The organism is Streptomyces sp. NPDC007264 (assembly GCF_042869095.1).
Lineage (GTDB): Bacteria > Actinomycetota > Actinomycetes > Streptomycetales > Streptomycetaceae > Streptomyces.
Genome location: NZ_JBIAFD010000016.1, coordinates 89,848 through 110,020, shown reverse-complemented (window position 1 = coordinate 110,020; position 20,173 = coordinate 89,848). Strand labels below are relative to the sequence as shown.

18 protein-coding genes are annotated in these 20,173 nt (G+C 72.2%); 15 read left to right on the top strand and 3 right to left on the bottom strand.

Features of this window, described 5'->3' with window-relative positions:
- Positions 1-102: 102 nt before the first annotated feature.
- Positions 103-1,230, bottom strand: coding sequence for an 8-amino-7-oxononanoate synthase (locus tag ACFYMU_RS25475; RefSeq protein WP_388377428.1), 1,128 nt, complete (start codon positions 1,228-1,230; stop codon positions 103-105).
- Between the two features lie 146 nt (positions 1,231-1,376).
- Here ACFYMU_RS25475 and bioB point away from each other — a divergent pair, with 146 nt between their 5' ends.
- The 14 genes from bioB to ACFYMU_RS25405 all read left to right on the top strand — a co-directional run bounded on the left by bioB (position 1,377) and on the right by ACFYMU_RS25405 (position 17,480).
- Positions 1,377-2,570 carry a biotin synthase BioB gene (gene bioB / locus ACFYMU_RS25470; RefSeq protein ID WP_388377425.1) on the top strand — a complete coding sequence of 398 codons (1,194 nt, stop codon included), beginning with the start codon at positions 1,377-1,379 and terminating at the stop codon, positions 2,568-2,570.
- Positions 2,563-3,843, top strand: coding sequence for an adenosylmethionine--8-amino-7-oxononanoate transaminase (locus ACFYMU_RS25465; RefSeq protein WP_388377423.1), 1,281 nt, complete (start codon positions 2,563-2,565; stop codon positions 3,841-3,843). Before bioB ends, ACFYMU_RS25465 begins: the two co-directional genes overlap by 8 nt.
- 1 nt (position 3,844) lies before the next feature.
- The gene (gene bioD / locus ACFYMU_RS25460) at positions 3,845-4,561 is read left to right on the top strand and encodes a dethiobiotin synthase (protein WP_388377421.1); all 717 of its coding nucleotides are present in this window, start codon (positions 3,845-3,847) and stop codon (positions 4,559-4,561) included.
- A gap of 101 nt (positions 4,562-4,662) precedes the next feature.
- Positions 4,663-5,349, top strand: a complete 687-nt coding sequence (locus tag ACFYMU_RS25455; protein ID WP_388377418.1) for a class I SAM-dependent methyltransferase — start codon at positions 4,663-4,665, stop codon at positions 5,347-5,349.
- A gap of 325 nt (positions 5,350-5,674) precedes the next feature.
- Entirely contained in the window at positions 5,675-6,484 is an 810-nt protein-coding gene (locus ACFYMU_RS25450) for an ABC transporter ATP-binding protein (protein WP_388377415.1), read from the top strand.
- Positions 6,485-6,488: 4 nt separating this feature from the next.
- Complete coding sequence (locus ACFYMU_RS25445) at positions 6,489-9,056, top strand: ABC transporter permease (protein WP_388377412.1); 2,568 nt, start codon at positions 6,489-6,491, stop codon at positions 9,054-9,056.
- A 46-nt stretch (positions 9,057-9,102) separates the two neighbouring features.
- The gene (locus ACFYMU_RS25440) at positions 9,103-9,993 is read left to right on the top strand and encodes an LLM class F420-dependent oxidoreductase (RefSeq protein ID WP_388377409.1); all 891 of its coding nucleotides are present in this window, start codon (positions 9,103-9,105) and stop codon (positions 9,991-9,993) included.
- 63 nt (positions 9,994-10,056) lie between these two features.
- On the top strand, positions 10,057-10,482 hold the full coding sequence (locus ACFYMU_RS25435; protein WP_388377406.1) for a GNAT family N-acetyltransferase: 426 nt from the start codon (positions 10,057-10,059) through the stop codon (positions 10,480-10,482).
- Between the two features lie 154 nt (positions 10,483-10,636).
- Positions 10,637-11,971: a hemolysin family protein gene (locus ACFYMU_RS25430; protein WP_388377403.1), complete on the top strand. Its 1,335-nt coding sequence runs from the start codon at positions 10,637-10,639 to the stop codon at positions 11,969-11,971.
- Positions 11,968-12,981 (top strand): hemolysin family protein, encoded by a 1,014-nt coding sequence (locus ACFYMU_RS25425; protein ID WP_388377401.1) that lies wholly within the window; start codon positions 11,968-11,970, stop codon positions 12,979-12,981. Before ACFYMU_RS25430 ends, ACFYMU_RS25425 begins: the two co-directional genes overlap by 4 nt.
- A gap of 221 nt (positions 12,982-13,202) precedes the next feature.
- Complete coding sequence (locus tag ACFYMU_RS25420) at positions 13,203-14,042, top strand: SGNH/GDSL hydrolase family protein (RefSeq protein WP_388377399.1); 840 nt, start codon at positions 13,203-13,205, stop codon at positions 14,040-14,042.
- Positions 14,043-14,320: 278 nt separating this feature from the next.
- Entirely contained in the window at positions 14,321-15,661 is a 1,341-nt protein-coding gene (locus tag ACFYMU_RS25415; protein WP_388377397.1) for a radical SAM protein, read from the top strand.
- Positions 15,658-16,674: an aminotransferase class I/II-fold pyridoxal phosphate-dependent enzyme gene (locus ACFYMU_RS25410; protein WP_388377394.1), complete on the top strand. Its 1,017-nt coding sequence runs from the start codon at positions 15,658-15,660 to the stop codon at positions 16,672-16,674. The genes ACFYMU_RS25415 and ACFYMU_RS25410 overlap by 4 nt, the downstream gene beginning before the upstream one ends.
- Positions 16,671-17,480, top strand: a complete 810-nt coding sequence (locus ACFYMU_RS25405; protein WP_388377392.1) for a class I SAM-dependent methyltransferase — start codon at positions 16,671-16,673, stop codon at positions 17,478-17,480. Before ACFYMU_RS25410 ends, ACFYMU_RS25405 begins: the two co-directional genes overlap by 4 nt.
- Positions 17,481-17,693: 213 nt before the next feature.
- Here the strand turns inward: ACFYMU_RS25405 and ACFYMU_RS25400 are convergent, their stop codons facing one another.
- The gene (locus tag ACFYMU_RS25400) at positions 17,694-18,590 is read right to left on the bottom strand and encodes an aminoglycoside phosphotransferase family protein (RefSeq protein WP_388377389.1); all 897 of its coding nucleotides are present in this window, start codon (positions 18,588-18,590) and stop codon (positions 17,694-17,696) included.
- Between the two features lie 148 nt (positions 18,591-18,738).
- Between ACFYMU_RS25400 and ACFYMU_RS25395 the strand changes: the two genes are divergently transcribed.
- Positions 18,739-18,888 carry a hypothetical protein gene (locus tag ACFYMU_RS25395; protein ID WP_388377386.1) on the top strand — a complete coding sequence of 50 codons (150 nt, stop codon included), beginning with the start codon at positions 18,739-18,741 and terminating at the stop codon, positions 18,886-18,888.
- Between the two features lie 73 nt (positions 18,889-18,961).
- On the opposite strand, the gene ACFYMU_RS25390 is transcribed toward ACFYMU_RS25395, so the two are convergent.
- Positions 18,962-19,933, bottom strand: a complete 972-nt coding sequence (locus ACFYMU_RS25390; protein ID WP_388377383.1) for a hypothetical protein — start codon at positions 19,931-19,933, stop codon at positions 18,962-18,964.
- Positions 19,934-20,173 lie beyond the last annotated feature (240 nt).

The following is a 20,173-nucleotide window of genomic DNA, read 5'->3' as shown; positions in this document are numbered from 1 at the left end:
CCGCGGTCGATGTCAATTCCCAGATGAATATTCCCGCACCGCTGCGGACGAGTCCTGTCCGTTCCGCCCGAACCACGCGCGATGCACGGCCGTTCCGCCGACTCACGGCCGCGTCTCGCCGATCACGCGTACGGCGTGCTCGATCTGCCCGTCCGTGAGATCCGCACGGGCGGTCAGACGCAGCCGGGAGACACCGTCCGGCACCGACGGCGGCCGGAAGCAGCCGACGGCGACTCCCGCCGCCCGGCAGTCCGCCGCCCACCGCACGGCCTGCTCGGGGGAGGGCGCGCGCACGGAGACGACGGCGGCATCCGGCCGCACCGCCTCATGGCCCTCGGCCGTGAGGCGGGCGTGCAGGCCCGTCGCCACCTCGCGCGCCCGCTCGGCACGCTCCGGCTCGCGGCGCAGCAGGCGCAGGGCGGCAAGCGCCGCACCCGCCGCCGCCGGGGCCAGCCCGGTGTCGAAGATGAACGTCCTGGCCGCGTTGACCAGGTGGTCGACCACCCGCGCCGGACCCAGCACGGCACCGCCCTGGCTGCCCAGCGACTTCGACAGCGTCACCGTCACCACCACGTCGGGCGCGCCCGCGAGCCCCGCCGCGTGCGGGGCGCCCCGGCCGCCGGCCCCGAGGACGCCGAGCCCGTGCGCGTCGTCGACGAGCAGCCCCGCGTCGGACCTCCGGCAGACGGCGGCCAGTTCGGCCAGCGGGGCGGCGTCGCCGTCCACCGAGAAGACGGTGTCCGAGACGACGACGGCGGGTCCCGGGCGGGTGCCGAGCGCCTTGCGCACCGCCTCCGGGTCGGCGTGCGGGACCACCTGGGTGGTGCCACGGGCCAGCCGGCAGCCGTCGATCAGCGAGGCGTGGTTGCCCGCGTCGGAGACGATCAGGGAACCGTGCGGCGCGAGCGCGGTGACCGCGGCGAGATTGGCCGCGTACCCGGAGGAGAAGACGAGGGCCGCCTCGAAGCCGCAGAAGCCGGCCAGCTCGCGCTCCAGCTCGGCATGCAGCTCCGTGGTGCCGGTGACGAGGCGGGAGCCGGTCGCGCCGCCGCCCCACACCCGGGCCGCCTGCGCGGCACCCGCGATGATCTCCGGGTGGCGGGCCAGGCCCAGGTAGTCGTTGCTCGCGAGATCGAGGAGCGGGGAGTCGGCGGCACGCGGGCGCAGGATGCGCTCGAGCCCGGCCCGACGGCGCGTTCCCGCCTGCTCGTCGATCCAGCCGAACACCATCGGTCCTCCAGGCTTTTGTAGGCAGTGCACAGACCCTAACGGGACGGCCGGCCACCCAGCGTGTGGCAATACCCACACGTCGAACCGTGTCCGTTGTGTGGTCCCTCCTTGGCCCGGGGCGGTTCCGTACGCCAGGATCGGCTCTCATGGACCTGCTGAACACCCTGGTGGACAAGGGGCTGCGGCGTGAGTCGCCGACCCGCGAGGAAGCTCTGGCCGTCCTCGACACGTCCGACGACGACCTGCTCGATGTGGTGGCCGCGGCCGGCAAGGTGCGCCGCCACTGGTTCGGACGGCGGGTGAAACTCAACTATCTCGTCAACCTGAAGTCCGGCCTGTGCCCCGAGGACTGCTCCTACTGCTCCCAGCGGCTCGGCTCGAAGGCCGACATCCTGAAGTACACCTGGCTCAAGCCGGACGAGGCGTCGGAGGCCGCCGCGGCGGGCGTCGCGGGCGGCGCCAAGCGCGTCTGTCTGGTGGCGAGCGGTCGCGGGCCCACCGACCGGGACGTGGACCGGGTCTCCGACACCATCAAGACGATCAAGGAGCAGAACGAGGGCGTCGAGGTGTGCGCCTGCCTCGGCCTGCTCTCCGACGGCCAGGCCGAGCGGCTGCGCGCGGCGGGCGCCGACGCGTACAACCACAACCTGAACACGTCCGAGGCGACCTACGGCGACATCACCAGCACCCACACCTACGCCGACCGGGTCGACACGGTGCACAAGGCGCACGACGCCGGCCTGTCGGCCTGCTCGGGACTGATCGCGGGCATGGGCGAGAGCGACGAGGACCTGGTCGACGTCGTCTTCTCCCTGCGGGCGCTGGACCCGGACTCGGTCCCGGTCAACTTCCTGATCCCGTTCGAGGGCACCCCCCTCGGCAAGGAGTGGAACCTCACCCCGCAGCGGTGTCTGCGGATCCTGGCGATGGTGCGGTTCGTGTGCCCCGACGTCGAGGTGCGCCTCGCGGGCGGCCGGGAGGTCCACCTCCGTACGATGCAGCCGCTGGCCCTGCACCTGGCCAACTCGATCTTCCTGGGCGACTACCTCACCAGTGAGGGCCAGGCGGGCAGGGCGGACCTGGAGATGATCGCGGACGCCGGGTTCGAGGTGGAGGGCGCGGACCAGGTCACGCTCCCCGAGCACCGCGCGGCATCCGGCGGCTGCGGATCCCACGAAGGCGCCGGCTGCGGCTCGCACCAGGACGACGCCGGGTGCGGGTCCCACCAGGGCGGCGGGGTGTGCGGTTCCGCGGCCGTACCGCCCGCCGGCGAGCCCCGTACGGACCTCGTCGCCGTGCGCCGCCGGGGCGCGGGGACGGATCTCGCGCCCAATGCGTGATCCGTCCGTGGACGAGCTGCTGGCGCTCGACCGGCAGCACGTGTGGCACCCGTACGGCCCCATGCCCGGCCGCCAGGAGCCGCTCGTCGTGGCGTCGGCGAGCGGGGTGCGACTGCGCCTGGCCGACGGCTCCGGCGAGTTGGTCGACGGCATGTCGTCGTGGTGGTCGGCGATCCACGGCTACAACCATCCGGTGCTGAACGAGGCCGCGCAGGAGCAGCTGGCGCGGATGAGCCATGTGATGTTCGGCGGGCTCACCCACGAGCCCGCCGTCCGGCTGGCCAAGCTCCTCGTCGACATCTCGCCCGCCGGTCTCGAGCATGTCTTCCTCGCGGACTCCGGCTCGGTGTCCGTCGAGGTCGCGGTCAAGATGTGCCTGCAGTACTGGCGCTCGCTCGGCCGGCCCGGCAAACACCGGCTGCTGACCTGGCGCGGCGGCTACCACGGCGACACCTGGCAGCCGATGTCCGTGTGCGACCCCGAGGGCGGCATGCACGAGCTGTGGCGGGGCGTCCTGCCCCGCCAGGTGTTCGCGGACGCGCCCCCGGCCGACTACGACGAGGGGTACGCCGACCGTCTGCGCGCCCTGGTCGCACGCCACGCGGACGAGCTGGCCGCGGTGATCGTCGAGCCGGTGGTGCAGGGGGCCGGCGGGATGCGGTTCCACTCCCCCGCCTACCTGCGGGTGCTGCGCGAGGCCTGCGACGCACACGACGTGCTGCTCGTCCTCGACGAGATCGCGACCGGGTTCGGGCGCACGGGAGCGCTGTTCGCCGCCGACCACGCGGCGGTGACGCCGGACGTGATGTGCGTGGGCAAGGCGCTGACCGGGGGCTATCTCACCTTGGCGGCGACGCTGTGCACACCGCGGGTGGCCGACGGGATCTCCCGGGGCGAGGTGCCGGTGCTCGCGCACGGCCCCACGTTCATGGGCAACCCGCTGGCGGCCGCCGTGGCCTGCGCCTCGGTGGGCCTGCTGCTCGGCCAGGACTGGCGGGCGGAGGTCAAGCGGATCGAGGCGGGTCTCGAGGAGGGGCTCGCGGAGGCTGCCGACCTGCCCGGGGTGCGCGAGGTGCGGGTCCTCGGCGCCATCGGCGTCGTCCAGCTGGACCACGAGGTGGACATGGCGGCGGCCACGCGGGCCGCGGTGCGCGAGGGCGTGTGGCTGCGGCCGTTCCGCGACCTCGTCTACACGATGCCGCCGTACGTGACCGGCGACGCGGACCTGGCACGGATCGCGCGCGCGGTGTGCGCGGCGGCTCGGGAGGGCTGACATGCCTGTTCTGGTGATCACGGGGACCGGCACCGAGGTCGGCAAGACGATCACGACGGCCGCCGTCGCGGCGGTCGCCGTGGCCGCGGGACGGTCCGTGGCCGTGCTCAAGCCCGCGCAGACGGGGGTGGCCCCCGGGGAACAGGGTGACGCCGGGGAGGTGGCCCGGCTCTCGGGTGCCGTGACGGCCCGCGAACTGGCCCGGTATCCCGAGCCGCTGGCGCCCGCGACGGCGGCACGGCGCTCCGGTCTGCCGCCGGTGCGCCCGCGCGCGGTGGCGGAGGCGGCCGCCGAACTGGCCGCCGGGCACGACCTCGTCCTCGTGGAGGGGGCGGGCGGGCTGCTCGTACGGTTCGACGAGGAGGGCGGCACCCTCGCGGACGCGGCACGGCTGCTGGGGGCGCCGGTGCTCGTGGTCGCGTCGGCGGGCCTCGGCACCCTGAACACGACCGAGCTGACGGCGCGTGAACTGCGGCGCCAAGGGCTGCGCACGGCGGGCGTCGTCATCGGCAGCTGGCCCGCCGCGGCCGACCTCGCGTCGCGGTGCAACCTCGCCGACCTTCCGGTGGTGGCCGGGGCACCGCTGCTCGGGGCGCTGCCCGAGGGAGCCGGGGCGCACCAGCCCGCCGGCTTCCGCACCGCCGCCCCCGGCTGGCTCGCGCCCCGGCTGGGCGGGACGTGGGACGCACAGGCGTTCGCTTCGGCGTTCGCACCGTAGGGACGGGACGCGATCGCCCCGCCCCGACGCCCCGCGGCGGGGATGCGCGGGGCCCGCCCGGGGGAGACTCCGGGTAAGGTCCGTCCAGCCCGGGAGGTGCCATGCCGCTCCGGTCCGCCCGCCGCCGCGCCCTGTCGCGGGGCTCTGTGCACCACCCCCTCTTCGCCCGCTGGTACGCACGGGTCAGCGTGGCGGCCGAGACACACGCCGGCATGGGCGCCGTACGGGAGCGGCTGCTCGCCGGCCTCTCCGGCCGGGTGATCGAGATCGGCGCGGGCAACGGCCTCAACTTCGCCCACTATCCGCGCACCGTCTCGGAGGTCGTCGCGATCGAACCCGAGCGGCTGCTGCGGCAGATGGCCGTCGAGGCGGCCCTGCGCGCGGACGTTCCCGTGGACGTGGTGCCGGGTTCGGCGGAGGCGCTGCCGGTCAAGAGCGAGGCGTTCGACGCGGCGGTCCTCTCGCTGGTGCTGTGCAGCGTGCGGGACGTGCCGCGGGCCCTCGGCGAGCTGCGGCGGGTGCTGCGGCCCGGCGGCGTGCTGCGCTACTTCGAGCACGGAGCGGGCGGCGGTGCGGTGATGCGCTTCACACAGCGCGCCCTGGACCGCACGGTGTGGCCTCCGCTCGGCGGCGGCTGCCACCTCTCCCGCGAGCCGGTCGCGGCCCTGCGCGACGCCGGGTTCGAGCTGGGCCCTCATCGGCCGCTGCTGATGCCGGAGAACGGACCGCGCCTGCCGACGTCGTACTGCGTGCTGGGCACCGCCTGGCGACCCGGCCCACAGGAGTAGTCACGCGTCGTGGAGCGGCCGCGCCGTGGTCCCCGTACGGGGCGGGGCGGCGGTCGGTGCCGGACGCCCGCAGCCGGGTGGCGACGAGCGCACCCCTTCGGTGACCCGGGATCTCCGGGCGACGGGCGCCCACGACGGGGGCGCCCGGTCGGGGCTCCACCGCTGGGTGGAGAATGCCCCCTACACCGGTGTCACAGGCACGACCTGCGGGGGAGACGCGCCTGGACCTCGGGTGGATACCGGGTGCTCTCGGCCCCCCACTAGGCTCGGCCGGGACACACCAGGAGACGAGGACGTGGGGACGTCCACGACGGAGGAGGCGGTCTTGTCCACTGCTGCTGCCGAGCATGCCCGTGGCCGCGCGGAAGCGGACGGGGTCGCCGCCCGTGCCAGGGGTCTGACAAAGGCGTACGGCTCGGGCGAGACGGCGGTGCTCGCCCTCGACGGGGTGGACGTGGACATCGCGCGCGGCCGCTTCACCGCGGTCATGGGCCCCTCGGGCTCGGGGAAGTCCACCCTGATGCACTGCCTGGCGGGGCTGGACACGGTCTCCTCCGGTCAGGTGTGGCTCGGCGACACCGAGATCACGGGTCTGAAGGACCGCGAGCTGACCCGGCTCCGCCGGGACCGGATCGGCTTCATGTTCCAGTCGTTCAACCTGATCCCGACGCTGAACGCGGCCGAGAACATCACGCTCCCCATGGACATCGCGGGTCAGAAGCCCGACCAGAAGTGGCTCGACCAGGTGATCGACACGCTCGGCCTGCGGGAGCGGCTCAAGCACCGGCCCTCGCAGCTGTCCGGCGGTCAGCAGCAGCGGGTGGCCTGCGCCCGGGCGCTCGCCTCGCGCCCCGAGCTGATCTTCGCCGACGAACCGACCGGCAACCTCGACTCCCGGGCGGGACTCGAGGTCCTGGGCTTTCTGCGCAGGGCCGTGGACGAGCTGGGGCAGACCGTGGTCATGGTCACCCACGACCCGGGCGCGGCGGCCCACTCCGACCTGGTGCTGTTCCTCGCGGACGGGCGGATCGTGGACCGGATGGAACGGCCGACGGCCGAGGCCGTGCTGGAGCGCATGAAGCGCTTCGACACCGTACGGGCGGCCGCCGGCGACGCGGCCCGGACCGAGGACTGAGACCGTGCTGAAGGCGACGCTGCGCAGCTTCCTCGCGCACAAGGGACGGCTGATGCTCTCGGCCCTGGCCGTCCTCCTGTCCGTGGCGTTCGTCGCGGGCAGCCTGATCTTCTCCGACACGGTCACCCGGACCTTCGACCGGCTGTTCGCCTCCACGGCGGCCGACGTCACCATCAGTCCCAGGCAGGACCTCACCTCGCGGGTCCCGTCCGGGGCGACCGCGACCCTCCCGGCCGCACTGGCCGACCGGGTCGCCGAGGTCGACGGCGTCGCGGCCACCCATGTGGACACCGTCGTCGAGAACATCACGGTCGTCGACCGCAAGAACGATCCGGTGGGTCCGACCACCGGCGCGCCCACCATCGCCAGGAACTGGTACGTCACCGACCGCAGCCCGGTGGAGCTGACCTCCGGGCACGCGCCGCGGGGTGCGGGCGAGGCGCTGCTGGACGCGGACACCGCACGGCACAAGCACGTACGGATCGGCGACACGCTGACGGTGCTCGCCCGGCCCGGCTCGTTCCCGGTGCGGGTCGTCGGGATCGCCACCTTCACCACCACCAATCCGGGCGCGGCCCTGGTCTTCCTGGACACCCCGACCGCCCAGACCAGGCTGCTGGGCGGGACCGGTCTGGCCACCGCCGTCTCGGTCGACGCGGCGCCCGGTGTCGACGACGCCCGGCTCAAGCAGCGCATCGCCGCGGAGCTCCACTCCTCCGCCTACGACCTGAAGACCGCGAGCGAACAGGCCAAGTCGGACACCGACCGGCTCGGCGCGTTCCTCGACGTGATCAAGTACGTGATGCTGGGCTTCGCCGGGATCGCCGTGCTCGTGGGTGTGTTCCTCATCGTCAACACGTTCTCCATGCTGATCGCCCAGCGCACCCGGGAACTGGGCCTGCTGCGCGCCCTGGGCGCCGACCGGCGCCAGGTGCGCCGCTCCGTGCTGACGGAGGCGCTGCTGCTCGGCCTGGTCGGCTCGACGCTCGGTCTCGCCGCCGGCATCGGGCTCGCGGCCGGGCTCATCCGGCTGATGAGCGCGTTCGGCATGAACATCAGGTCCACCGAGATGGTGATCGGCTGGGCGACTCCCGTCGCGGCGTACGTCGTCGGGGTCGGCGTCACCTTCGTCGCGGCCTACCTCCCGGCCCGCCGCGCGGCCGGCGTCTCCCCCATGGCGGCCCTGACGGACGCCGAGGTGGCCGGCGCGGGACGGCCGCTGAAGGTCCGCGCGGTGGCGGGCGGCGTCGTGGGCGCGCTGGGCCTGGCCGCGCTGGCGGGGTGCGCGGGGGCGACCAAGACCGCGTCGGCCGCCTCCTTCCTCGGGCTCGGCGTGGTCCTCACGCTCGTGGCGACCGTCATCGCGGGGCCGCTGCTGGTGCGGCCGGTGATCCGGGTGCTGGGCGGCGCCTTCCCCGCCCTGTTCGGCTCGATCGGACGCATGAGCCAGCGCAACGCCCTGCGCAACCCGCGCCGCACCGGCGCCACCGCCTCCGCCCTGATGGTGGGGCTGGCGCTGGTGGGCGGGATGTCGGTGGCGAGCGCGTCCATGTCGGCGTCCTTCGACCAGCAGATCGACAAGACGCTGGGCGCCGACTTCGTGGTGCAGAACACCAACTTCCAGCCGTTCCCCGAGGAGGTCACCGGGAAGATCCGAGCCACGGACGGCGTCGGCCTCGTCGTGCGCCAGCGGTTCGCCCCGGTCGCGGTGCGGCTGCCGGACGGCAAGCGCGTCGAGACGACCGCCGCGGGCTACGACCAGCCGCTCGACGACGTCGCCCACATCACCTATGCGCAGGGGGACACCGCCGCCGCACTCGCGGACGGGGCCCTCGCCATGGACGTGAAGTTCGCGAAGGAGCACGGCGTACGCGTCGGCAGCACCGTCCCCGTCCAGTTCCCGGCCGGGCGCCACACCGAGCTGAGGGTGCGTGCGCTGACCGACCAGGGCGGCTCGGGCGGCTACGGCATGCGGGGCGGGCTGTTCTTCGGGATGGCGACGCTGCAGAAGTCCCTGCCGACCGGGCAGGACTCGGCGTTGTACGTCAACGCCGCGCCCGGTACTCCGAAGGACCGGCTGCGCTCCCGCCTGGCGGCCACCCTGGACGCCTACCCCCAGGTACAGGTCCGCGACCAGGCCGACTACAAGAAGCTGGTGCACGACCAGATCGCGGTGCTGCTGTACCTGGTGTACGCGCTGCTCGGCCTGGCGATCGTCATCGCGGTGCTCGGTGTGGTCAACACCCTGGCGCTGTCGGTCGTCGAGCGCACCCGGGAGATCGGGCTGCTGCGCGCGATCGGCCTCGCCCGGCGGCAGCTGCGCCGCATGATCCGGCTGGAGTCGGTGGTGATCGCCGTGTTCGGCGCCGTCCTCGGGCTGGCGCTGGGGCTCGTGTGGGGCGTGTGCACCCAGCAGGTGCTGGCCCTGCAGGGGATGAAGGCGCTGGCGGTCCCGTGGGGGACCATGGTCGCGGTCGTGGTGGGCTCGGCGGTCGTGGGCGTGGTGGCGGCCCTGCTGCCGGCGTTGCGTGCGTCGCGCATGAATGTGCTGGCGGCGATCGCACACGAGTGATGGAATCGCGGCACGTGCTCAAGTCACTCACCTGTGGGGAGAGTTCATGCCGCGTCCGTTCCGTTTCGGCGTCAATCTGCTCGGCGCCGCACCGGCCGGGGAGTGGCGGGCCACCTGCCGCCGCGCCGAGGAGCTCGGCTACGACGTGATCCTGGTGCCCGACCATCTCGGCATGGTGGCGCCGTTCCCGGCGCTGGTCGCGGCCGCCGAGGCCACCGAGCGGCCGCGGCTGGGCACCTTCGTGCTCAACGCGGGCTTCTGGAACCCGGCCCTGTTGGCCCGCGAGGTGGCGGCCACCGACGCGCTCACGGGCGGCCGGCTGGAGCTGGGGCTCGGCACCGGCTACGTCCGGGCGGAGCACGACACGGCGGGTCTGCCGTTCGGCTCGCCGGGCGAGCGCGTGGACCATCTGCGCCGCACGGTCGAGGAACTGGACCGGCTGCTCGGCTCCCCGGAGTTCCGGCCGCGACCGGTGCAGAAGCCGCGGGTGCCGCTGCTGATCGGGGCGAACGGCGACCGGATGCTGGGGCTCACCGCCGAGCACGCCGACATCGCGGCGTTCACGGGGGCACGCACCGTGCCGGGGAGCCGCACGGGGCGGCTGGCACCGATCACGGCCGAGGAACTCGACGAGCGCGTGGCCCGGTACCGGGCACTCGCGGCGGGCCGTGCGGAGCCGGCCGAGCTGAACCTGCTCATCCAGCTGGTCGCGGTCACCGAGGACCGCGAGGGCGCGGTCCGGCCGCTGGCGGACCGCGTGCCGGGCCTGACCGTGGATCGGGCCCTGGCCCTGCCCATCGTCCTGGCGGGCACCGTGGAGCAGATCGCCGGGCAGGTGCGGGCGCAGCGCGAGCGGTACGGGTTCTCGTACCTGACCGTCCTGGAGCCGTTCATGGAGGCGTTCGCCCCGGTGATCGAGGCGCTGCGCGGCACGTAGCGGTCCGCAGTCCGCATGCCGGAACGGCGGGTCCGGTGCCGCCGCGCGTGATGGGATCGGTCCATGACCGATGTGCGGATACGGGCCGCTCGGCCCGAGGACCTCGACCGGGTGCTGGCCTTCTGGAAGGCGGCCGCCGAAGGCACCAGCATCAGCGACGACCGTGACGGCGTGGAGCGGCTCGTCGCCCGCGATCCCGAGGCGCTGCTCCTGGCCGAGCAGGGCGGCGCTCTGGTCGGCACGGTGATCGCGGGCTTCGACGGCTGGCGCTGCCATCTGTACCGGCTCGCGGTGCACCCGGAGCGGCGGCGCCAGGGCATCGGCTCGGCGCTGCTGGCCGCCGCGGAGGAGCGGTTCGTGCGGCTCGGGGGGCGCCGCGGCGACGCGATGGTGCTGCGGCGCAACGAAACGGCGCACCATGCGTGGCAGGCGGCGGGCTATGCGCCGCAGGAGCAGTGGCGACGCTGGGTGAAGCCGCTCACCACCTGAATCACTTTGCCGATCCTTTACCATGGAAGGGCCGGGTCGTCCCCACCATGGAAAGGTGTGAGCATCCTGAGCGTCCGCCGATGGGCGAGCGTCCCCGTGGCCGACATCGCGCGGTCCTCGCGTCCCTGCCCGACGATGGGACGGAGGTGACCCGATGACCGAAGTGCTCCTCCTGCTGGTCGCGGTCCTGCTCTCGCTCGCCTGCGGCGGCTTCGTCGCGGCGGAGTTCTCGCTCACCACGGTCGAGCGAAGCGAGCTGGAACGGGCCGCGCAGCGCGGTGAGCGCGGGGCGTCGGGCGCCCTCGAGGCGGTACGGAGCCTGACGTTCCAGCTCTCCGGCGCCCAGCTGGGGATCACGGTGACCAACCTGGTGGTCGGCATGCTCGCCGAGCCGTCGATCGCCAAGCTGATCGCCGGCCCGCTGGCGTCGCTGGGCCTGTCGTCCTCCGCGTCGACGTCCGTGGCCCTCGTCATCGGCACGGGCCTGTCGACCCTGTTCCTGATGGTGGTCGGCGAGCTGGTCCCGAAGAACTGGGCGATCTCCTCCCCGCTGGCCCTGGCCAAGCGGGTGGGCACGCCGCAGCGCCTGTTCAGCGCCGCGTTCCGCCCGTTCATCACGCATCTGAACAACACGGCCAACCGCGTCGTCCGCCGCTTCGGCCTCGAACCGGCCGAGGAGCTGGCCTCGGCCCGCGGCCCCCAGGAACTGGTGGCACTCGCCCGGCACTCGGCGAAGGCGGGCGCCCTCGAGGCGGACACCGCCGAACTGTTCGTGCGCACGCTCAACCTCGCCGATTTGACCGCGGAGAACGTGATGACCCCGCGCGTCCAGGTCGTGGCCCTGGACGTCCTGGCGACCTGCGAGGACGTGGCGAACGCGACGCGCGCGACGGGGCTGTCCCGCTTCCCCGTCTACCGGAGCAGCCTCGACTCGGTCGTCGGCATCGCACACATCAAGGACGTGGTGTCCGTGCCCGCCGAGGAGCGGCCGCACCGCTCGGTCACCCAGGTTCTGCGCGAACCGCTGTTCGTACCGGAGTCCCTCACCGTCGACCGGCTGCTGGACCGGCTCTCCGGCAGGAACACCATGGCCGTCGTCATCGACGAGTACGGCGGCACCGCCGGCGTGGCCACGCTGGAGGACATCGTCGAGGAGGTCGTCGGCGAGGTGCGCGACGAGCACGACCCGCACGAGACGCCCGACCTGGCCCCGGCCGGCACGGACGCCGCCGGCCGGACGCTGTACTCGGCCGACGGCTCCGCCCGCGTCGACCGGCTCGCACGCGTCGGGCTGCGGGTGCCCGAGGGGCCGTACGAGACGCTGGCGGGCGTCGTCGCCACGGAACTCGGCCGCATCCCCGCCGAGCGGGACACGGTCGAGGTCGCCGGCTGGCGCCTCGATGTGCTGGAGGTGTCGGGGCACCGGGCCGCGCGCGTCCTCCTGCACGCGCCGCCGGCCGGGGAGGAACGGGAGGAAGACGACCGGTGACCCTGGTGCAGCTGCTGATCGGTCTGCTGACGCTCGTCGCGAACGCCTTCTTCGTGGGCGCCGAGTTCGCGTTGATCTCGGTCCGCCGCAGCCAGATAGAGCCGCACGCCGAGGCGGGTGACCGGCGGGCGCGCCGAGTGCTGTGGGGCCTGGAACACGTCTCGGCGCTGCTGGCGGCGGCGCAGCTCGGCATCACCCTGTGCACCCTGGTCCTCGGTGTGGTCTCCGAACCCGCGATCGAGCACCTGCTGGAGCCGGTGTTCCACGCGGTGGGGGTCCCGGCGGGCGCGGGTCGCGTGGTGTCGTTCGTGATCGCGCTGACCCTGGCGACCTATCTGCACATGCTGCTCGGCGAGATGGTGCCGAAGAACGTGGCGCTCGCTGAGCCGGTGCGGCTGGCTCTGCTGCTGGGGCCGCCGCTGGTCGATCTGTCCCGTGCGCTGCGCCCGGTGATCTTCACCGTGAACGCGTTCGCGAACGGGCTGCTCGCGCTGTTGCGCGTGCAGACGAAGAACGCGGTCACGGCCACCTTCTCGGACGACGAGCTGGCACGCCTGGTCAAGGACTCCCTCGACGCGGGTCTGATCGACCACCGTGCCCGGGAGCGGCTGCACGACGCCCTGGAGCTGGGGCGGCGGCCCGTGCGCGACGTGGTGGTGCCGCTGGAACGCGTCGTCTACGCGCACGTCGGCATCACGCCGGAGCAGCTCGAACGGCTGTCGGCCGACTCCGGCTTCTCGCGCTTCCCCGTCGTCGACGAGGGCCGGCGGATCATCGGTTATCTGCATGTCAAGGACGCGCTGGACGCCTCCCCACGGGATGTGGCCTTCCGTGTGCCGGACATGCGGTCCATCGCACGGGTACGGGAGACCACCCCGCTGGACGACGTGCTCACGGCGATGCGCGGCAGCCGTACCCACCTGGCGGCGGTCCTGGGCGCGGACGGCAGGCTGGCGGGGCTGGTGACGATGGAGGACGTCCTCCGCGAGCTCTTCGGCCGGCCGGCCTGAGCCGGGCCCACGCGTCCGGCGGCCCACGCGGTCGGCCGGCCCCTGCGCCCCGCCCGCCACTCCTGCCGGGCGATCACCACCGGCCGGCGCGTACCCGCGGGGTGGCGCGGGCCGGGCGCGGTGTGCGTGCCCGGCCGGGCGACGGCCGTGCGACCGACCGACGGGCGACCGACGGGCGACCGACCGACGGGTATGCCCCGCGGGATACCATCGACGACGCCATGCAGACGAACCCCACCCACGCCAGCCTGGTCGCGGTCGGCGACTCCTTCACCGAGGGCATGTCGGACGTGATGCCCGACGGCTCGTACCGCGGCTGGGCCGATGTCCTCGCGAGCCGGATGGCGTTGCGGACACCCGGATTCCGGTACGCCAACCTTGCCGTACGGGGCAAGCTGATCGCGCAGATCGTCGACGAGCAGGTGGGTCCCGCCGCCGCGATGGGAGCCGACGTGATCACGCTGGTCGGCGGACTCAACGACACGCTGCGGCCCAGGTGCGACATGGGGCGCGTGCGGGACCTGCTGACCGAGGCCGTGGAGCGCTTGGCCCCGTCGTGCAGACAGCTCGTGCTGATGCGCAGCCCCGGCCGTCAGGGCCCGGTCCTCGAACGCTTCCGGCCCCGCATGGAGGAGTTGTTCGCCTGCGTCGACGAGCTGGCCGCGCGGCACCGCGCCCTCGTGGTCGACCTGTACGGAGCACCGTCCCTGGCCGACCCGCGTCTGTGGGACGTCGACCGGCTGCATCTGACGGCCGACGGACACCGCCGGGTGGCGGAGGCCGTATGGCAGGCGCTCGGCTACGAGGCGGAGGACACGGACTGGCGGACGCCACCGCCGCCGACCGCGCCGCCGGGCTGGCTCGCCCGCCGGACCGCGGACGTCCGCTTCACCCACCGGCATCTGCTGCCCTGGATAGGACGGCGGCTGACCGGCCGCTCCTCGGGCGACGGCCGCGCAGGTGCCCAGTTCAGCGCTGAGCTGGGACGAGCCTTCTGGGTCACCCCTGTGGACCACACGAACCCCGGCCCTGTGACGGACTGGCGACAGGTGGGGCCCTGACCCGGAGTCTCGTCCCGATCCCATGCACCGATCGAGAGAATCCCCGCGGAGCCCGCTGGGCCGACGATGCCGAAGGCGCGGCCCGTCCGGCGGCGCTGCTCGACATCCTGATCAGCGCGGCGGAGAGGCGTCCGTCCCACAGGAGGCAGTCATGAACGAACGCGAGGTCCTGCTCGACCGACTCGCGCAGGGGCCGCGCCCGATGTCAGAGGGCATCGAGTGGTTCAACCCTGCAGTTCGGCCCATGCCGTCCGGGCCCGTTGATGCATGATGGCGACATGACCCATGGCGACCAGCGCTTCCACGTCATCGTGCTGTCCAACTTCGCGAAGGGCTTCGACAAGTACGCGTTCGCTTACGGTAAGGCGGGGATTCCGGAGAGCACCTATCCCGACCGGTTCCACCTGCTGACCCGTGCGGAGTTGGGAATCGGCATCGGCAAGGCGCGACGCCTGCTGGATCGTCTGGCCGTTCCGGGCGACCGGCTGCTGGTGCTGGAAACCACGGTGGACCCCGACAAGCTGGTGCCCAACGTGTCGACCGGCCTCGGCATGGAACTGCACGAGGCTCGTATCCGGTTGTCAGCAGTCCACGAGCTCGACCAAGCGGGCGACGAGTTCACTCTGCGCCCGACGACCGTCGAGGATGCGATGGCGGCCTCCCTGCACCTGCACGGATCGGCACAGCGTCGCTATGCCGACACGCGACCGCGCTCGGTGTCGCTTCTGCCGGTCGCCTCCGCCTGCCAAGCCCGGTGTTCGTTCTGCTTCTCCTCGGCTTCGATCTCCAGCGACCAGGCACCGGCACCGGTCCCGTGGGACGCGGTCGCCCAGTGGCTGGAGCGCGCCCGTGCGGCGGGTGCCGAGCGTGCAGTGATCACCGGCGGCGGGGAGCCCACGCTCATACCGTTCGAACAGCAGCTGCGACTGGTGTCCGCCTGCTCGGCGGCCTTCCCGAAGGTCGTCCTGATCACCAACGCGCACAATCTGGCGAGGGGCCGGCACACTGATCGGGCCGACCGCCTCACAGCCCTGAGCGCCGCAGGCCTGAGCGTGCTGGCGGTCTCCCGGCACCATCAGGACGACGCCGTCAGCGAGCGGCTGATGATGCTGCGGACGCCGGTGAGCTCTGTGATCGACACCTGGCGCGTGGCACGTGACCGCTGGCCGAGGCTGCGGATGAGGCTGATCTGTGTGCTCCAGCGCGGCGGCGTCGCCGACTCGGCCGAGGTCGCCGAGTACCTTTCGTGGGCCGCGGCGCTCGGTGTCGAGGAAGTCTGCTTCAAAGAACTCTACGTATCCACCAGCACTGAGTCGCTCTACTTCGACCGCGCCGCCAACGTCTGGAGCCGCGAGCGCCAGGTGTCGCTGTCCATCGTCACCCGGTTCGCCGAGCAGCACGGCTTCGAACTGGCGAGCCGCCTGCCCTGGGGGGCGCCGGTCTACCACGGCAGCTGGGACGGACGGCCGATGCGGATCGCCGCTTACACCGAACCCAGCGTGCTCTGGGAACGCACCAGCGGGATCGCCCGCAGCTGGAACGTCATGGCCGACGGACGCTGTTACGCCTCCCTGGAAGACCGGGCCAGCGAGATCGTGCCGGAAGGCGCGGTGGCATGAGGTTCAAGGAGTTCCAGGAATTCCGGCAACGGCGACTCAGTGCTTCCTCGTCGCTCCTGGACGCCGCCGAGACCAACGTGTACCGGGCGCTTGCTCCGATGCGACCGGAACCGCCGACCGATATGAGTACGGTGCACCGGTGCGATCTCGCCCGAGCCTGGCTGCGGCGCTTCGAGCTGCCGGAAGAGTGGTCCGGCCGCGCCATGGTCTGTCGGGGGGTCCGGCACGGGCTCGGTGTGGTGTTCCACCGGCTGCGCGCCGTGCACGCGCGGTTGTGGCTGCCCAGCGACGTGTACCCGGTTTACCTCGAGCTGGCCCGCGCCGCGGGCCTGGCGCCCGCGTCCTACCCGACGCTGCCGGCGCCGGCCCTGCCGAGTTCACCGGCGGACCACCGGCCCGAATATCTGCTGCTCGCCAATCCCAGCAAGCCGCTCGGCCGGTACCTGTCCGACGCCGAGTGCGCCGCGGTGATTTCGTGGTTGCGGGAATCACCACGCCGCCGCCTGCTGATCGACAGCGTCTACGACCTGGGAGCCCCGTTCGCTGCCGGCACACGGCGATTGCTGGACACCGGTTGTGCGGTCCTGCTGCATTCGGTCACCAAGGGATGGCTGTGGCCACGCACGTTCGGCGTGGTCCTGCTGGGTCCGGCGCACGCCGAATCGGCCGAAGCGTTCCGGGCGGATCCGCCGACGCCGGCACAGCTGCGGCTCGCCGACCGCCTGCTGACCGAGCACGGCGACGTGCCACGGCAGGTCGTCGACGAACTGGCCGCGCGGGCTGAGCGGTTGTTCGAACGGTTGCCGGACGAGGTGCTCGGGGCGATTCCCACGGCGAGCCGAACGTGTCCCGGCAACTATTTCTTCCCGGTTGACATCCCGGTGGAGACGCTCCGGCGTGAGTACGGCGTGCTCGCCATGCCGGCCAGCGTGTTCGGGGAGAGCAGTTGGTCCGGCTCCGTCCTGACCAGCCTTGCCGACGCTTTCGGCCCGACGCCGGCGGTGGCGCGATGAAGCCACTGGAGGACCTGGCCGTATACGACGATGCGGACTTCTACGATCAGGAGTTCACCGCACGCACCCACGACATCCCGTTCTTCCTCGGCCAAGCGGTCCGTGCGGGCGGTCCGGTCCTGGAGGTGGCCTGCGGAACCGGGCGCATCACCCTGCCGATCGCGCGGGCGGGTGTCGAGGTCACAGGGCTGGACATCATGCCCTCGATGCTTGCGCGTGCCCGTCAGCGGGCCGAGGACGAGCGACTGCCGGTCGAGTGGCTGGAACAGGACTGCCGAGACATCCGCTCCGACAGGCGCTTCGCCCTGGTGTTCTCGGCAACCAACGCGATGCAGCACCTGCACGACCTGGATTCCGTGGTCGCGTTCCTCGCCTCGGCGCGCAACGTGCTGCGTCCGGGCGGGACCCTGATCCTGGACGTGTTCAACCCCGACATCGCCAAGCTGTGCCGGCGCCCCGAGTCGCCCTACCACCACAAGTCGGTCGTGGACCGGGACGGGGCGAGGCTCGACGTGCAAGCGACGACCAGCTACGACGCGGCCGCCCAAGTACTGCGCTTCACGCTGGACTACCTGCGCGGCGGCGTGTGCGTGCGGACCAAGAAAGTCAGCATGCGCTGCTTCTTTCCCGAGGAACTCTTGGCGCTCTGCCGGCTGGCCGGTCTCGACGTCACGCAGCGCTACGGGGACTACGATCGATCCCCGTTCACGAGCACCTCGCCCAAGCAGCTCCTGTTCTGCCGCTCCCAGACCGCCGACGGCCAGACCGGCGATCCGCCGTCGGCACCGGTCATACGTTCGAGCTGAGCCGGCACCGCCTTCCGGGCAACATGCCCGTTCGGAGGCCGCACGAGCGATGACTCTCCCTGTCGCCCCCGCTCGGCGCGACCTCCTGCGCCGCGCTTGCCGCAGACAGCAGGGTGCTGAGCTGGGCAAAGCCTTTGGGATCACCCCTGCGGACCACACAAACCCCGACCCTGTGACCGACTGCGCCAGGTGAGGCCCTGACCCGGAGCCTCCTCAAACGCCCTTCAGGACACGGTCAAGTGCCGCCCGGCCCACAGGTCCCCAGTTCGGCTTGCCGCCGGGAAGACCCCGATCTCCGTTCTGCCCCATGAGCATCAGGAAGAGGCTCTTCATGACGGCCAGCCCGCGGGCACGACGGATGGCCGCCTCGTCCGCATGCGCATACATGTCGAAGAACCGTGAGGCCGTGCCCGCGGGGAGCAGCACCCACGCGGCGGCGAGGTCCCACGCCGGATCGCCGGCAAACATGTCACCGAAGTCGACGATGCCCGAGAGCGTTCCGTCCGAGACGACGACGTTCGCGGGATGGAGGTCGCCGTGCACCCACACCGGCGGGCCGTCCCACGCCTGGGCCGCAACGGCGTCGTCCCAGACGGCCCGGACGTCGGCAGCGACGTCATCGGTGGCAACGGCCTTGAAAAAGTTCTCGAAGCCGTCCGCGCAGTTCCTGGGATGGGCACCACGGTCCGTAGCGATCGGAGCGTCGGCGGGCGCCTCCACATGGAGCGCCCGGAGGAAGCCCGCCAGCGTGTCGGCCGCGTGGGCGCCGCGGCTGATCGAACCGTGGTCCAGCGGCTCGCCGGGAACCCACGTCATCACGGTCCAGTGCTTGGGGAAGCGCTCGGACGGTTCGCCGAACCGCACCGGAGTCGGCACCGGGAGCGGAAGGCGCGGAGCCAGCACGGGTAGCCACCGCCGCTCCTTGAGCTGAAGCTCAGGGGTGGGGTCCATGCGCTGCACGCGCACCGCCAGCTCGTCCCCGAGACGCCACATCTGGTTGCCCCAACCGCCCGCCACCTCGCGGATGACCAGTCCTGCAAGGTCTGGATGCTGCTCACGCAGCAGGTCGCGAACCAGGTCTGCGGTGATCTCGATCTCGGCGTCGGTCATGCGAAGTCACAGTACTGAGGCGGCAGGCGGAGCGGCTCTCTCTACGGAACATCGCGCTTGATGCCTCTGACATCACCGATTCGGTTCCAGAGAGCTACCGATCAGAGGCTATGGGACGGACCGGCCCCGACACACCCGCGTCGCCGAGATGGACCAGCAGGTCGCCGACAACCTCGAACACGTGATCGGCGAGGTGGAGGCCGAGAACCGCGAGCTCAGAGAGGCCCTGGCCCTTGGCGAACGACGCACTGACGACATCCGGGTGTCGGCGTACGCAGCAATGTACTCAGGAGGGTAGGCGTGAACGTGCTCAGCGTCAGGCTGCTTCCGCCGGGTTCGCCTTGGGCAGCAGGCCCCTGTTGCCCGCGGTGTCACGACTCGGGCTCAGGGCGAGGTCCGGAAGGTACGGCCTGGTCGCGGCGTTGCAGGACGTAGAGGTCCGAGCTATCGGGGTCGCCGATGTAGACGAACAGCTTCGGGTGCTCGGAAGTGCCGAACACCCGCCAGGTGTCCAGGCGGCAGTCGCCGACGAACACGGCCACCTCCTGGGACCAGGGACCTGCACCCGGGTCGTACTTCCAGGTCCCGGTGCCGGTGCATTTGTGCACGACGGTTTCGAAGGAGTCGTCGAGCTCGAACGTCTCAACGCGGGTCGCGGTGGCCTTGCCGCCCGCCGTGAGGGTGAGCGTGCCGCCCTTTCCGTCGGACCACGTCCCGCTCACCCCTTCCGCGCCCAGCCGCGGAGGCTCGTACCCGATTCCGGCCCACAGGCTGATCCCGAGCAGGCCTGCGATGGTGACAGCGAGTGCTCCGTACGACGCCACCCGCCCGAACATCGCACCGCCGGAGAGCCACGGGCGGTCCGGGAGCAGCAGCCTGCGGGCGACCAGCGCCGTGGTGGCGAGCGCGACCGTCACCGCGAGCCATCCGCCGAGGCCCGCCAGGACATCGGCATCCCCGATCACCGCTGCGGCCAGGATCGTTGGGGCAGTTCCGGCGGCCGCCAGCGCCGGAACCCACCACCACGCCTCGCGCCCGGAGAATCGGCGGCCGAACCATCCGGTCATGACCAGCAGCGGCATCACCACGCCGATCGAGAGCACGGCGGCGACAACGGCTCCGGCCGCCGCCGCGAACGGCGCCATCAGGATCAGGAAGAGGACCCCCAACGCGTTGTAGGGAAGATCATCCGGTCTCTCCTGGGTCTGTCCCCATACGAGGAGCGCGATCGCCCCGATCACCGCCTCGACGGACAGCACCGACATCGCAGCCGTCAGCACCGCGCCGAACCGGTCCCGCACGCGCGCCTGCCGTTGCACCGGCGCCCGCATTTTTGAACGCATTCAAATCCCCTCCTGTCGCCCATCCTCCTCCACGGGGACGAGCCCTGTCGTGGGATCCCCGGCGAGCGGTCCAGCACAAGAACTCGATCCGTGGGCAGTCAGCCCTCCACAGGAAGAACCCGGTACAGGACCGCTCCGGCCGGACACGACCGACGGCTGCCACCCTCGAGAAGGGACATGCACGCTCAGGGGTGCGACGGGGACGGCACAGGGACCGCACTCCGCCCGCGCTGAGAGCCG

Excerpts from the sequence above, each read along its gene's own strand:
- ACFYMU_RS25415 (WP_388377397.1), top strand. The coding sequence starts at position 14,321 with ATGACCCATGGCGACCAGCGCTTCCACGTCATCGTGCTGTCCAACTTC.
- ACFYMU_RS25475 (WP_388377428.1), bottom strand. The coding sequence starts at position 1,230 with ATGGTGTTCGGCTGGATCGACGAGCAGGCGGGAACGCGCCGTCGGGCC.
- ACFYMU_RS25455 (WP_388377418.1), top strand. The coding sequence starts at position 4,663 with ATGCCGCTCCGGTCCGCCCGCCGCCGCGCCCTGTCGCGGGGCTCTGTG.
- ACFYMU_RS25400 (WP_388377389.1), bottom strand. The coding sequence starts at position 18,590 with ATGACCGACGCCGAGATCGAGATCACCGCAGACCTGGTTCGCGACCTG.
- bioB (WP_388377425.1), top strand. The coding sequence starts at position 1,377 with ATGGACCTGCTGAACACCCTGGTGGACAAGGGGCTGCGGCGTGAGTCG.
- ACFYMU_RS25435 (WP_388377406.1), top strand. The coding sequence starts at position 10,057 with ATGACCGATGTGCGGATACGGGCCGCTCGGCCCGAGGACCTCGACCGG.
- ACFYMU_RS25440 (WP_388377409.1), top strand. The coding sequence starts at position 9,103 with ATGCCGCGTCCGTTCCGTTTCGGCGTCAATCTGCTCGGCGCCGCACCG.
- ACFYMU_RS25390 (WP_388377383.1), bottom strand. The coding sequence starts at position 19,933 with ATGCGTTCAAAAATGCGGGCGCCGGTGCAACGGCAGGCGCGCGTGCGG.
- ACFYMU_RS25405 (WP_388377392.1), top strand. The coding sequence starts at position 16,671 with ATGAAGCCACTGGAGGACCTGGCCGTATACGACGATGCGGACTTCTAC.
- bioD (WP_388377421.1), top strand. The coding sequence starts at position 3,845 with ATGCCTGTTCTGGTGATCACGGGGACCGGCACCGAGGTCGGCAAGACG.
- ACFYMU_RS25410 (WP_388377394.1), top strand. The coding sequence starts at position 15,658 with ATGAGGTTCAAGGAGTTCCAGGAATTCCGGCAACGGCGACTCAGTGCT.
- ACFYMU_RS25395 (WP_388377386.1), top strand. The coding sequence starts at position 18,739 with ATGGACCAGCAGGTCGCCGACAACCTCGAACACGTGATCGGCGAGGTG.
- ACFYMU_RS25420 (WP_388377399.1), top strand. The coding sequence starts at position 13,203 with ATGCAGACGAACCCCACCCACGCCAGCCTGGTCGCGGTCGGCGACTCC.
- ACFYMU_RS25430 (WP_388377403.1), top strand. The coding sequence starts at position 10,637 with ATGACCGAAGTGCTCCTCCTGCTGGTCGCGGTCCTGCTCTCGCTCGCC.
- ACFYMU_RS25465 (WP_388377423.1), top strand. The coding sequence starts at position 2,563 with ATGCGTGATCCGTCCGTGGACGAGCTGCTGGCGCTCGACCGGCAGCAC.